This window comes from Kribbella sp. HUAS MG21 (assembly GCF_040254265.1).
Classification (GTDB): Bacteria; Actinomycetota; Actinomycetes; order Propionibacteriales; family Kribbellaceae; genus Kribbella.
The window spans coordinates 4,535,162-4,547,815 of sequence record NZ_CP158165.1 but is presented as its reverse complement, the minus strand read 5'-3'; the positions used below and the strand labels follow the sequence as shown (position 1 = coordinate 4,547,815).

Sequence of the window (12,654 nt, the reverse complement as noted above, 5' to 3'; positions counted from 1 at the left end):
CGTCAATCTATCGACCGCACGCCGAGCGGCGCGCAGGCGGGCTCAGGCGGTGAGCTCCGCGGTCAGCACCTCGCGGAGCGTGGTCGCGGGACGGCCGAGAATCGTCGGCAGCGTCGGGTCGACCACGGCGAACTCACCGCGCCGCGCCGCCGCGAAGATGCCGAGGGTCAACTCGACCAGGAACTCCGGCATCCCGCGGCCGAGCGCGGCCTGCTTCCACTCCTCGTCCGGCACGGTGACGCGCGTGATCTTCCGCCCGAGGACGTCCGAGGCGATCGCGGCGACGTCGGCGTAGTCGAGGACCTCGGGGCCGGTCAGCGGTGGTGTGACGCCGTCGAGGCGGTCCGGGTCGGTGAGGGCGACGACCGCGGCGTCGGCGAGGTCCCGGTGCGCGGTCCACGAGAACGGGCCGTCCGCGGGCAGGACCAGCTCCCCCGTCTCCAGCGCGGACCGCAGCAGGAAGACCGGCGTACTCGCGTAGAACCCGTTGCGCAGCGCGGTGAACGGTACGCCGGAATTCACCAGGTCCTGTTCGGTCGCTGCGTGACCGCGGGTCGCGACGAAGAGCGAATCGGGGTTCGCCGCCTGGTGACTGGTGTAGAGGATGCGCTCCGCTCCTGCGGTCTTGGCGGTGCCGATTGCGACGTGGTGCGGCGCGGGATCGGCCGGCCCCGACACGATCAGCACCTGGGTTGCGCCTCGGAAGGCGTCGGCCAGCGCGCCCGGGTCGTCGAAGTCGGCGCGGCGTACCCGGATGCCACGAGCTGCAAAGTCGGCGGCTTTCTGCGGGTCGCGCACGCTGACCCCCAACTGGTCGGCCGGGATCCGCTCGGCGAGGCGGTCCACGACGGCGCGGCCGAGGCGGCCGGTCCCTCCGGTGACGACGATCATGCACAGCTCCTTGCTATCAGTGGATGCGGATTGACGTTATCACTGATAACAGTCGCAGCCAACCGCTACGGTGGGCGGCGTGGAGGACACGCAGACCGACCGGCCGAGCGGCGACGGGACGAGCGGGCGGGACCGGATGCGGGCGCAGATCGTCGAGGTCGCGGCGCAGCTGCTCGCGAGCGGCGGACGGGACGCGGTGTCGACCCGGGCGGTCGCGGCCGCGGCCGGGACCCAGGCGCCGACGATCTACCGGCTGTTCGGCGACAAGGACGGGCTGCTGGCGGCCGTACTCGAGTACGGGTTCGCGCGGTACCTGGCCGGCAAGCCGCCGCTGGACCCCACCGCCGACCCGATCGCAGACCTGCGCGCCGGGTGGGACCTACATATCGGATTCGGCCTGGCGAACCCGGCGCTGTTCCTGCTCATGTACGCCGACACGCCGCGCGGCAATCGCCCCGCGGCCGCGGAGGCCGGGTTGGCGATCCTGCGCACGCGCATCCGCAACATCGCGGCCGCCGGACGGTTGCGCATCGACGAGGAACTGGCCGCGGAAATGCTGCAGGCGGCCGGATCGGGCGCCGTACTGACGCTGCTCGCCTTACCCGAGGAGCGACGGAACCCGCGGCTGGCGGACGCGATGTTCGACGCGGTGATCGCGGCGCTCACCGCCGGACCGACCGAAGGACTTACCACCGGCCCGGTCGAGACGCGCAACGCCGGACCGGCGACGGCCGCGAACGCACTACAGGCCCAACTGCCGGACCTCACGATGCTCACCGACGGCGAGCGTCACGTTCTCGGCGAGTGGCTCACCCGTATCACCCGCTGATCCCCCGCCGCTGAATCCAACCGACCACCTGAGCAGGCGACTCGACGACATCCAGGTGCTCAGGCAGTTCCGGCCGACGGATCAGGACCACCGGAACGCGCAGTCGACGTGCGGCGTGCAGCTTGGCCGCGGTCGCCGTACCCCCGCTGTTCTTCGTCACGAGTACGTCGATGCGGTGTTGCTGCAGGAGGTCGAGCTCGTCGGCCTCCGCGAACGGGCCGCGGGCGAGCAGGAGCTGGCACCAGGACGGCGGCGGCTCGGGTGGATCTACACAGCGAGCGAGGGTCCACAGGCCTGTGCCGGCGTACGCGTCCAGGCCCTGGCGACCGATCGTCAGGAACACGCGCGTGCCGAGCTTCGGCAGCAGCTCGGCGGCCGCCGCGTGGGAGTCCGCCGGGTGCCAGTCGTCGCCGGGCTCGGGCGTCCAGCCGGGGCGGCGCAGGACCAGCAGCGGTACGCCGGTGGTCCGGGCGGCCTCGATCGCGTGGGCCGTCATCGTGGCGGCGTACGGGTGCGTCGCGTCGACCACCGCGTCGACCGGGTGCGTGCTGAGCCACTGGGCGAGTCCCTCCGCGCCGCCGAAGCCGCCGGAGCGCACCTCGCCGACCGGCAGCCGCGCGTTGGTCGTCCGGCCGGCCAGGGACGTCAGTACGTCGATGCCGGCGTCGGTCAGCAGGCCGGCGAGTTCACGTGCCTCGCCGGTGCCGCCGAGCAGCAGGACCTTCATCGAGCGCGGTCGGCCGAGTACAGGTGACTGTCCCGGAAAGCCGTTGCCGACAGCACCTTTCCGGCGATGATCACCGCGGTACGGCGGATGCCTGCGTCCGTCACCTTCGCGGCGATGTCGGCCAGCGTGCCGCGGAGGACGACCTCGTCGTCGCGGGAGGCCCGCGCGACCACGGCGACCGGGCAGTCGGCGCCGTAGTTCGGGATCAGTTCGTCGACCACGCGGTCGATCTGCTGGACGGCGAGGTGCAGCACGATCGTCGCCGAGCTGCGGCCGAGCGTCGCGAGGTCCTCCCCGGCCGGCATCGCGCTGGCGCTGCCGCCGATCCGGGTGAGGATCACGGTCTGCCCGACCTCGGGAACCGTGAGCTCCCGGCCGAGCGTCGCCGCGGCCGCCGCGTATGCCGGGACGCCGGGCGTCACGTCGTACGGGATCCCGAGGTCGTCGAGGCGCCGCATCTGCTCGGCCACGGCGCTGAACACCGACGGATCACCGGAGTGCAGCCGGGCAACGTCATGCCCGGCCGCGTGCGCGGCCGCGAGCTCGGCGAGGATCTCGTCGAGGTTGAGGTTCGCGGTGTCGACCCTCTTCGCGCCGGGCGGGCAGTGATCGAGCAGTTCGACGGGGACGAGCGCACCGGCGTACAGACACACCGGCGACGAGGCGATCAGGTCGCGCCCGCGAAGGGTGATCAGATCAGCAGCTCCCGGTCCGGCGCCGATGAAGTGCACGGTCATGGGGCCTCCCGTTCTGGACTGAGGAGCGGAGGGAGCGAAGCGACCGGAGCGACGAGGGAAGAACGGGAGTGACAGCCCCAGGACCCGCCGCGACGGAGTCGCGGCATCAATGCTGTCACTTGGTCACGCTCCAGATGGTCACCGGCATGGCGGGGCGCCAGCCGGTCAGGCGGCCGACGGGCGAGGCGCGTTCGACGTGCAGGCGGATCAGGTCGCCGCCGTAGGTCTGGTACCACTGGGCGATCAGGGCCTCGGTCTCCAGGGTCACGCCGTTCGCGACGAGCCGGCCGCCGGGGCGGAGGGCGTTCCAGCAGGTGTCGATCATGCCGGCGGCCGTCGCTCCTCCGCCGACGAAGATCGCATCCGGCTGCTCGAGACCTTCGAGCGCGGCGGGGGCGGAACCTTCGACGACGTGTACCGCGGCACCGAGCGCGGCGACGTTGCGCTCGAGGCGCTTGGCGCGGTCCGGGTCCCGCTCGACGGCAATCGCACGGCAGGACGCGTGATGCCGGGACCACTCGATGGCGATGCTGCCGGCGCCACCGCCGATGTCCCACAACAATTGACCCGGCACCGGAGCAAGCCGAGACAAGCTGACCGCGCGCACCTCGCGCTTGGTGAGTTGCCCGTCGTGCTCGTAGGCGTCGTCCGGCAGGCCAGGCACCGTAGACAGCACAGGCGCGTCCGCCGGGCACTCAACAGCAACCACGTTGAGCGGATCGACCGTGGCCGACCACTCCGCGGCTTGGGTTGTGTGGATGCGTTCGGTGGGGGCGCCTAGTTGTTCGAGGACGGTGAACCGGCTGGCGCCGTAGCCGCGGGCTACCAGGAGGTCGGCGACTTCGGTCGGGGACTGGGCGCCGCGGCTGAGGACGAGGATGCGGCGGGCCGGGTGGAGGTGGGGGTGGAGCCGTTCGGATGGGTTGGTGACCAGGCTGACCACCTGCACCTGATCCTGCGCCCACCCGAGCCGCGCACAGGCCAGCGAAACACTCGACGGATGCGGGATCACGTGTACGGCGTCCGCTCCGAGCAGCCGCACCAATGTCGTACCAATGCCGTGAAACGTCGGATCCCCACTCGCCAACACGCAAACCCGCCGCCCCCGATACTCCCCCAACAACCGAGGCAACCCCTCCGACAACGGCAAAGACCACGCAACCCGCAGCGCCCCGAGTTCGAGTTGTGTGAGGAGGGCCAGTTGGCGAGGGCTGCCCAGGAGCACCTCGGCGGACTCGAGGGCTTGGCGGGCAGGTGCGGCCAGGCCGGGCCAGCCGTCGGCGCCGATGCCTACGACGGTGATGGGGTCAGCCGGCATTGCCCAGGGCTTTCGTGATGGTGATTTCGATGACTACTCGCTGGGGGTTGACCCGGGGCTGCTTGTAGCGCTTCGCGTAGCGGTTCTCGGCCTCGCGGACACGGTCGGGGTCGGTGTGGACAACCGCGCGGCCTTCCAGGGTGCTCCAGCGGCGGCCGTCTACCTGGGTTACTGCTACTGCCGCTTCGCCCAGGCGCGTGATCGTGCGCGCCTTGTACGACGTACCGGAGCAGATGACCCGGACCAGGCCGGACTCCACGTCGAGGGTCGCGCCTACGGGCGTCGCGTGCACGGTGCCGTCGGGGCGGACCGTGCTCAGGACGCACAGGTGCCGCTCACTCCAGAAGTCCACCAGCTGCTCACTGAACACCCCGCGATCGTAGACAGGCCCGCCCGGTGCCGAACCGGGCGGGCCGAGCACTGGACCCCTCAGACCAGTGCGATCACGGGATGTCAGCCGATGTCGCGGCGGCGGAACGTCATGAAACCAGTGATGGTGAGCACAGCGGCGATCGCGGACAGCCACAGCACCGGTGTCGCGGAGAAGTCACCACCGGGAAGCCGCGGCGTGTGCCCGTACGGGCTCAGATCGATCATCCACTGCGGCAAGCTGAAGATCTCGCCGAACTGCCCGATCAGCAGGAACACCCCGAACAGCACCCATCCACCGGCCACCAGCTTCGGAGCGACACCGAAGAACAGCACGACCAGCGCGGTCACCAGCCAGATCGCCGGCAGCTGTACGGCGGACGCCGCCAGCAACTGCGGGATCTGCCGCCCCATGTTTCCGAGCGACGCGCCGCTCGAGATCCCGGACCCGAGACCGGCGACCAGGATCAGTACGCCGGTACCGAGCACCGCCATCAGCACATGACTCGCCAGCCACCGCGCCCGCGTGACGCCGGTCGCCAGCAGCGGCTCGGCGCGCAGCGCGGTCTCCTCGGACCGCAGCCGGAGCGCCGCCTGGATCCCGAACGCCGACGCGAGCAGCCCGATCATGCCCATCTCGGTCGCGAGGAAGGCGTCGGTGATCCCCTCGACCCCGCCGAGCTTCTGCACCATCTCCTTCGCGCTGTCGCTGGTCACGAACCCGTCGACGTTGCTCGCGATGTTGCCGACCAGCAGACCGAGCAACAGGAACGCGAAACCCCAGGAATACAAGGAGCCCCGGTGCAACCGCCACGCCAGCGCGAGCGGCGACCGCAGCGACGCCGCGGCCCGCGCGGGCCCAGGACGCGGCGGCACCAGACCGGCGCCGAGGTCCCGCCGCCGGATCAACGCCGTCGCGGCCGCGATCAGCACGGCCAGGAACACCACCGGCAGCAGCAGTACGGCGAACCGGTCGCCGGAGTACGGGCGCACCTGCTGCGCCCACCCGATCGGCGACAGCCACGACACCCACCGCGCGCCGCCGTCGGCCGACGAGTCGCCGATCGCCCGCAGTACGTACGCAACACCCAGCACGACAGCCGTCAGCCCGTTCGCGGACCGCGCGCCTTCGCTGACCTGCGCCGTCACAGCGGCCACGCCGGCGAACGCCAGCCCGGCCCCTGCCCACATCAACCCGAAGGCGAAGGAACCCTTCGCGTCCAGCCCGGACCCGATCAACGCGACCGCGGTCAGCAGCCCGAGCACGATCATGGTCCCCGCCGCCACGATCAGCGCGGCCGTCAGAGCGGCGTACCGGCCGAGTACGCCGGCGCTCAGCAGCTCGAGCCGCCCGGACTCCTCCTCGGTACGGGTGTGGCGTACGACGAGGATGCCGGCCAGCAGGCCGACGAGCAGCGCGCCGAAAGCGGTGAGCTTGAACAGCGACACCGCGCCGAGCGAGGACTCGTCGAAGATCCGCCCGTACAGCGAGACCAGGGCCGGTGACGCGTTGGACGTCCGCGCGGCCTCGACCAGCGCCTTCGGGTCGGAGTACAGGTCGATCGACGCCTTGGCCGAGCCGGCGGCCGTGACCACGAACACCAGGATCCAGATCGGCAGCAGGATCCGGTCGCGGCGCAGCGCCAGCCGCACCAGCGTCCCGGTTCCGACGAAGTCGTTCATCGCACGGCCGCCTCAGGCTCCGCCGCGGCCGCCACCTCGTCCTCGTAGTGCCGCAGGAACAGTTCCTCGAGCGTCGGCGGCTGTGCGACCAGGCTCTTGATCCCGCTCACCGACAGTTGCCGCATCACCGCGTCGAGCTGGGCGGTGTCCACCTCGCAACGGACCCGGTTGCCCTCGACGTCGAGGTCGTGGACGCCCGGCAGCTGCGCCAGCCCGTTCGGCGATCCGGCCAGCTCGGCGTGGATCGACGTACGGGTGAGGTGCCGCAGGTCGGACAGCGTGCCGGTCTCGACCACCTTGCCGCGGCGGATGATGCTGATCCGGTCGCACAGCGCCTCGACCTCGGACAGGATGTGGCTCGACAGCAGCACGGTGCGGTCGCGCCGGCGCTCCTCCTCGATGCACTGCCGGAACACCTCCTCCATCAGCGGGTCCAGGCCGGAGGTCGGCTCGTCCAGGATCAGCAGCTCGACGTCGGACGCGAGCGCCGCGACCAGCGCGACCTTCTGCCGGTTGCCCTTGGAGTACGTCCGGCCCTTCTTGGTCGGATCGAGGTCGAAGCGGCGCAGCAGCTCGTCGCGCTTCTTCTCGTCCAGCCCGCCGCGGAGGCGGCCGAGCAGGTCGATCACCTCGCCGCCGGTGAGGTTCGGCCACAGGTTGACGTCGCCGGGCACGTACGCGAGCCGCCGGTGCAGCTTCGCCGCGTCGTGCCACGGGTCGCCCCCGAGCAGGCTGACATCGCCGGCGTCACCGCGCAGCAGGCCGAGCAGGACCCGGATGGTGGTGGACTTCCCGGCGCCGTTCGGCCCGAGGAAGCCGTGCACCTCACCGGTCGCGACCTCCAGGTCGAGACCGTCGAGGGCGTGCGTACTTCCGTACGACTTGTGCAGTCCAGAGACCACGATGGCTGATGTCATGATTCATAACGTACACTTCGTTCAGAAGTTTGTGAATCTTTCTAACGCGTTACTGACACGTCAGCCTCACCCGGGAGGAGATGATGGGGCCGTGAGCGCACAGCGAGACGACGACGCCGTCAAGCGGTACACCGAGCAGTTCGGCAACCTGCTGGCCGAGACCGGCTGGCCCCGGATGGCCGCCCGGGTCTTCGCCGCGATCCTGTCCAGTGAGGACGGCCGGATGACCGCCGCCGAACTGTCCGACCAGCTGCAGGCCAGCCCGGCCGCGGTCTCCGGTGCGGTGAACTACCTGCTCCAGCTGCGGCTGGCGACCCGCGAGCGCGAGCCCGGCAGCCGCCGCGACGTGTACGTCGTCCAGGACGACGCGTGGTACCAGACGATGATGAGCGAGGACGCCGCCCTGGTCCGCTGGTCCGACTCGCTCCGCAAGGTCCTCGACGCGGCCGGCGAGGGCACCGACGCCTACCGCCGGATCCGCATCTCCCTGGGTTTCATCGACTTCATCGGCGCCGAGGTCAAGGGCCTCAGCGAACGCTGGATCAAACGCAAGGCAGAACTAGACGCCGAAATCGACGCGGAACTGGCCGCACACCGCAAGTAGCCCCGGCCGCCGCACGCCCTCCGACCGCGCGCACCGCCGTACGCCGGACCACCCTTGGACAGCCGACGGGGACTTCGTACATCTGGTCAGATGTACGCAGTCCCCACGTCCTGACTCAGGTCGCCCGACGGTTGCGCCGGCGACCGCGCGGCGGTTGTCCACAGTGCAGGAAGTGGGCGGTACGGCGGGGTGCCGACAACGGCATGTTGTCAGTGTGAATCCGAAATTGAGAGTGGCGTCCGAACGGCGGTTGGGGTGGTTCAATCGGGCGGATGTGCTGGCGGCCGGCTACAGCGACGCGGAGTTGCGCAGCCGCCTGCGCCGCGGCGTGTGGTCCCGTCTCGGACGCGATGCTTTCGTCGAGCATGGCGACTGGCCTGCCGACGAGCCGCCCTGGGACCGGGCGAGACGCTTGCACCTGCTCGCCGTCCGGTCGGTGACCGAGCGGCTCGACGGTGCGGTTGTCAGCCACCAATCGGCGGCCGTCGTTCACGGTCTACCGCTGTGGGGTCTCGATCTCAGCAGGGTTCACGTCACCAGGCCGACCGGTCGCATCCGATCGAACGCTTCGCTGTCGTTGCACCGCTCGCCGATCGGTCCGGACGAGCTGACCGAGGTGAGCGGCCTGCGGGTGACGACGGTCGAGCGCGCGATCGCCGAGACGGCGTGTGGTACGTCGTACGAGGTCGGGGTTGTGCTCGGCGATGCAGCGCTGCGGGACCGGCTGACCACACCGGAACAGCTCGTCAGCACGGCAGAACGCCATCGGCACTGGCCAGGCTCACCGGCGGCCCGCGCTGCCGCGCAGTTCGCGAACGCACTGAGCGAGTCGGTAGGTGAAACGCGGCTGCGGGTGCTGATGGACAACCATCGCCTGCCACCCGCGGAGTTGCAGGTGGAGATCCGCGGCAACGAGGGCGACTTGATCGCCCGCGTCGACTTCCTGCTCGGCCAGGTGCTGATCGTGGAGTTCGACGGAGCCCTGAAGTACGGCGATGGCGCCGCCACCGTCGTAGCGGAGAAGTGGCGCGAAGACCGCCTCCGCGAGCGCGGATACTCCGTTGTCCGGACGAGCTGGTCCGATCTGGACCACCCGGCAGCGACCGCGGCCCGGCTCTACCGCGCACTGGCGAGCCACCCCCGGCCATGCGATCAGCCTCGGTCATGAGGTGGGGACCTCGGACATCTGGTCAGATGTCCGAGGTCTCCATCAAGTGCACGCAGTTGTCCGCAGGGCGTGGGTCAGCGGAGCGAGGTGTTCGCCACCGTGTCGAGGGTCTGCTGGAGCAGCGGGTTGACCCGTTGCTTCGACCTCGGGAGGTGTACGGCGTTGCCGTCGATCGGGCCGTCGACCGGGTAGACCGACAGCTCGGCGGGCAGCGGCGACGTGCCGCAGACCTGGTTCTTGCCCGGCAGCTCACCGGTGAAGACGAAGCGGTCGCCGATCTCCTCCACGCACGCCGACGGCGAGCCGACGTACTGGCCGTGCTGACCCTCGTCGTCGATGGCGACGAAGCGCGTTGCCTTGGCGGTGGCCTCGTGGGTGCGGAGCGCGCCCTCGTACGCCGTCGCCGGGTCGAACTCGCTCTGCACCATCAGCAGCCGCGGCGAGCCCTTCAGGTCGACCTTCCGGTCCTGCGGCGCGTACGGCCAGAACGCGCACATCGGTACGCCGTTCATGTAGCCGAAGAAGTCGTACTTCTTCGCCATCCGGTCCGCCTCGCGCAGGTAGTACCGCGGGTCGTGGCTGAACGCGGTGTCGTTGCAGCGGACCGTCGTACTGATCGCGCCGAGGTTGACGGTCGCGTCACCCTTCGACCGGGCCGCGGTCGCCCGGGCGTCGGCGATCACGGACCGGGCCGAGTCGACCTGCGCCGCGGCGGCAACCGCGGCCGAGGCGGCCGGCGTGACGCCGTACCGGGCCCGGATGTTCGCGAGCGTGTCGAACGCCTGCAGCTCCGGCGAGATCCGGGCCCAGGCGCGGTCCACGTGCCGCAGCTCGACCGCACCGGAGGCCGACGGGTCCTTCACGTACTCGTCGTGCACGAGGATGTCGAGCGTGGCCCGGATGAAGCGCACGTTGCCGTAGACGGTGCTGTAGATCCGCCCGTCCAGGTCGTCGCCGCGGACGCTGCTGGTGCCGGCCTTGACCAGCTTCACCAGGTCGGCCCGGACCTGGTCGTACTTCGCCAACACCTGGGCCGGAGTGGCGCCGAGTCCCTGGATCATGTCGGCGTGCCGCGCGACCCACGGGATGAACTGGGCGTCCCGTCGCCGCTGGCCGGAGAACGGGTCGAAGTTCATGTTCTCCCACTGCGTGCGGGTCCAGTCCATGTTCGAGTCGAGCACGAATCGGCCGACCCGCGCCGGGTACGCGTCGGCGTACCAGCCGCCGAGCCATGTGCCGTAGCTGTAGCCGATGAAGTTCAGCTGCCGCGCCTTCAGCAGTGCCCGCAGGAACTCCATGTCGTACACGGTCTGCTGGCTACTGGCGAACCGGCCGAACTCGGTCGCCGAGCAGGCCTCGGCGAGCAGCTTCGCCTCGGCCACCTCGACCTCGTGGGTCAGCCTGGTGCGCTCCTTGTAGTCCGGCGTCACCGGCAGCGCGTTCAGCTTCTCGGTGGTGGTCAGGCACTGCAGCGGCGTGCTCTGACCGAAGCCGCGCGGGTCGAACCCGAGCAGGTCGAAGTCGCTGAACAGCTGCGGCTTCTCGACCGCGAGCGACGCGGACAGCGTCAGGCCCGGACCGCCCGGACCGCCCGGGTTCGTGGTCATCAGGCCCTTCGACGTCCCGGTGGCCCTGCTGTAGGAGATCGCCACCTTCACGTCCGGGTGCGCGTCCGGGTTCGCCCAGTCCATCGGGACCGAGACCGTGGCGCAGTTGGTGGTCGGCGCCTGCGGGTACAGCCGCTTGACCGCGGCATCGAACGAGCAGACCGACCAGTTGACGGGCTGGTCGAGGTACTTCTGCGGAATGGCGGGCACCGGCGGATCCACCGGTCCCCTCGACGGGCGCACCGCGGTGGCGGTGCCTGCGGCCAGCTGCGGTACGGCGAGTACCGCGGCGAGGGCCAGGGCGATCGTGCGAGATCTGATCATCTGCGAACTCCGTGTGTCCGGGCGGGGATCAGGAATGCAGGCAAACCTATCTTCACAGGTCGTACGTGGTGAAGATCGTGCAGTAAATGGGCGGTGACTCGAGCCCCGGGTAGTACAGCCGGCCGGCCGCGTCGGTGATCTTGAAGTACGCCGTCGACGCACCGACCTGGGACGGCGCCCGCAGCGTCATCCGCACCGTCACGACCTCACCGGGCGCCGCGTCGGGTACCCGTTCGCGCGCCGGCGACCGCAGCCAGCCGGGCGCACCGGCGCTGCCCTGCCGGGTCAGCCAGCGGTCGCGCCACGGCCGTTCGCCGCTGTTGCGGATCTCCCAGGTCTTCTCGAACGGCTGGTCGCGGCACACCTGGGTCCCGTCCGGTACCGTCTCGCCGACCAGCTCGGCGCGGTCGTCGGGATGATGGTCGATCGGCACCGAACCGCCGAGCAGCACCGGCATCACGTGCCGGCGCAGGTCGCGCTGCGAGACGTCGCGGCCGGCGCGAACGGCGGCGTCGAGCTCGGTCAACTGGTTCACCAGCGCCTGGTTCGCCCCGAACGAATCGTCGTACCACTCGATCAGTTCGCGGCTCGGCTTGGTGTGGCCGCGCTCGACCCGGGACAGGTGGCCCTTGTCCCAGCCCGACTCGGCGGCGGCGCGGGTCAACGGCACCCCGGCGGCCTCCCGCAGCTCGCGCATGCGAGCTCCGAGGACGTACCGAGCCTGGGCTGGACGCACGGCGCACTCTCCGCTCTCGCCGTCAATTATCTACACAAAGTACCAAACCGCTGCCATTCAGTTACGTTGCCCACTGCGACAACCTGATCACGCTCTGATTGTCTGCAAGGGCAGGGAATTCTCCAAGAGAACAGGCCGATACCCCCAACACTTCGGAGCACTTCAGAGCGAAAGGCAACCACCATGACGTCCTCCCTTTCCCGTGCGTTCACACGCCTGATCGCCGTCACCGCCCTGGCCGGGCTGAGCCTCGGGGGCTCCGCCATCGCCGCCACGGCCGCGCCGGCGCCGACCACTGCCCCCAGCACCAGTACGGCGCTCGGCCCGCAGTCGCGGGCCGACAACGCGATCGCCTGGTTCGCCGCCCGGAACGGCTCGACCGCCTACCAGGGGTACTGCGAGAAGGCCGTCGAGAACGCCTACGGCAGGACCGGCGTCTACGCGTCGGCGATCGCGAACTGGAACGACGCCGTACGCCGGGGAGCGGCGCACCGCGGCGACCTGAATCCGCCGAAGGGCGCCCTGGTCTTCTGGAACATCAGCCAGTGGGGCCATGTCGGCCTGGCCACGGGCGACGGCTACTTCTGGGCCACCAGCGTCAACGGCCGGATCGGCAAGGCGAAGCTGCCGTACTTCGCCAACTACCTCGGCTGGGCACAGCCCAACTTCTGAGCCCGGGACCTGGGCGGTGACGGCCCTGTTGCCTACTGCGACAACGCCGTCACCGTCTGGTTGCCTGCGAGG

The 12,654-nt window shown here is 70.3% G+C and carries 13 protein-coding genes; 4 read left to right on the top strand and 9 right to left on the bottom strand.

The genetic code is table 11. The annotated features are described in order from the left end of the window. Window positions 1-42: 42 nt before the first annotated feature. A complete protein-coding gene (locus tag ABN611_RS22360; protein WP_350274163.1) occupies window positions 43-891 on the bottom strand; it encodes an SDR family oxidoreductase in 849 nt (282 codons plus the stop codon). A gap of 79 nt (window positions 892-970) precedes the next feature. Here ABN611_RS22360 and ABN611_RS22355 point away from each other — a divergent pair, with 79 nt between their 5' ends. Then, entirely contained in the window at window positions 971-1,720 is a 750-nt protein-coding gene (locus ABN611_RS22355; RefSeq protein ID WP_350274162.1) for a TetR/AcrR family transcriptional regulator, read from the top strand. Here ABN611_RS22355 and ABN611_RS22350 read toward each other — a convergent pair. From ABN611_RS22350 to ABN611_RS22325, 6 genes are all read right to left on the bottom strand, one after another. Further along, on the bottom strand, window positions 1,710-2,447 hold the full coding sequence (locus tag ABN611_RS22350) for a cobalt-precorrin-6A reductase (protein WP_350274161.1): 738 nt from the start codon (window positions 2,445-2,447) through the stop codon (window positions 1,710-1,712). The genes ABN611_RS22355 and ABN611_RS22350 overlap by 11 nt on opposite strands. Beyond that, window positions 2,444-3,184 (bottom strand): precorrin-4 C(11)-methyltransferase, encoded by a 741-nt coding sequence (gene cobM / locus ABN611_RS22345; RefSeq protein WP_350274160.1) that lies wholly within the window; start codon window positions 3,182-3,184, stop codon window positions 2,444-2,446. The genes ABN611_RS22350 and cobM overlap by 4 nt, the downstream gene beginning before the upstream one ends. 115 nt (window positions 3,185-3,299) lie before the next feature. Further along, window positions 3,300-4,502: a precorrin-6y C5,15-methyltransferase (decarboxylating) subunit CbiE gene (cbiE, locus tag ABN611_RS22340; RefSeq protein ID WP_350274159.1), complete on the bottom strand. Its 1,203-nt coding sequence runs from the start codon at window positions 4,500-4,502 to the stop codon at window positions 3,300-3,302. Continuing rightward, window positions 4,492-4,872: a PPOX class F420-dependent oxidoreductase gene (locus ABN611_RS22335; RefSeq protein WP_350274158.1), complete on the bottom strand. Its 381-nt coding sequence runs from the start codon at window positions 4,870-4,872 to the stop codon at window positions 4,492-4,494. Before ABN611_RS22335 ends, cbiE begins: the two co-directional genes overlap by 11 nt. 83 nt (window positions 4,873-4,955) lie before the next feature. Beyond that, on the bottom strand, window positions 4,956-6,554 hold the full coding sequence (locus ABN611_RS22330; RefSeq protein ID WP_350274157.1) for an ABC transporter permease: 1,599 nt from the start codon (window positions 6,552-6,554) through the stop codon (window positions 4,956-4,958). After that, entirely contained in the window at window positions 6,551-7,471 is a 921-nt protein-coding gene (locus ABN611_RS22325; RefSeq protein ID WP_350274156.1) for an ABC transporter ATP-binding protein, read from the bottom strand. The genes ABN611_RS22330 and ABN611_RS22325 overlap by 4 nt, the downstream gene beginning before the upstream one ends. 91 nt (window positions 7,472-7,562) lie before the next feature. On the opposite strand from ABN611_RS22325, the gene ABN611_RS22320 reads away from it, so the two are divergent. Next, window positions 7,563-8,075 carry a MarR family transcriptional regulator gene (locus ABN611_RS22320; RefSeq protein WP_350274155.1) on the top strand — a complete coding sequence of 171 codons (513 nt, stop codon included), beginning with the start codon at window positions 7,563-7,565 and terminating at the stop codon, window positions 8,073-8,075. Window positions 8,076-8,289: 214 nt separating this feature from the next. Beyond that, a complete protein-coding gene (locus tag ABN611_RS22315; RefSeq protein WP_350274154.1) occupies window positions 8,290-9,243 on the top strand; it encodes a hypothetical protein in 954 nt (317 codons plus the stop codon). 74 nt (window positions 9,244-9,317) lie between these two features. On the opposite strand, the gene ABN611_RS22310 is transcribed toward ABN611_RS22315, so the two are convergent. Beyond that, window positions 9,318-11,174, bottom strand: a complete 1,857-nt coding sequence (locus ABN611_RS22310; protein ID WP_350274153.1) for an alpha/beta hydrolase — start codon at window positions 11,172-11,174, stop codon at window positions 9,318-9,320. Window positions 11,175-11,226: 52 nt separating this feature from the next. Then, complete coding sequence (locus ABN611_RS22305) at window positions 11,227-11,871, bottom strand: NBR1-Ig-like domain-containing protein (RefSeq protein WP_350274152.1); 645 nt, start codon at window positions 11,869-11,871, stop codon at window positions 11,227-11,229. A gap of 222 nt (window positions 11,872-12,093) precedes the next feature. Here ABN611_RS22305 and ABN611_RS22300 point away from each other — a divergent pair, with 222 nt between their 5' ends. Continuing rightward, window positions 12,094-12,582: a CHAP domain-containing protein gene (locus ABN611_RS22300; RefSeq protein WP_350274151.1), complete on the top strand. Its 489-nt coding sequence runs from the start codon at window positions 12,094-12,096 to the stop codon at window positions 12,580-12,582. Window positions 12,583-12,654 lie beyond the last annotated feature (72 nt).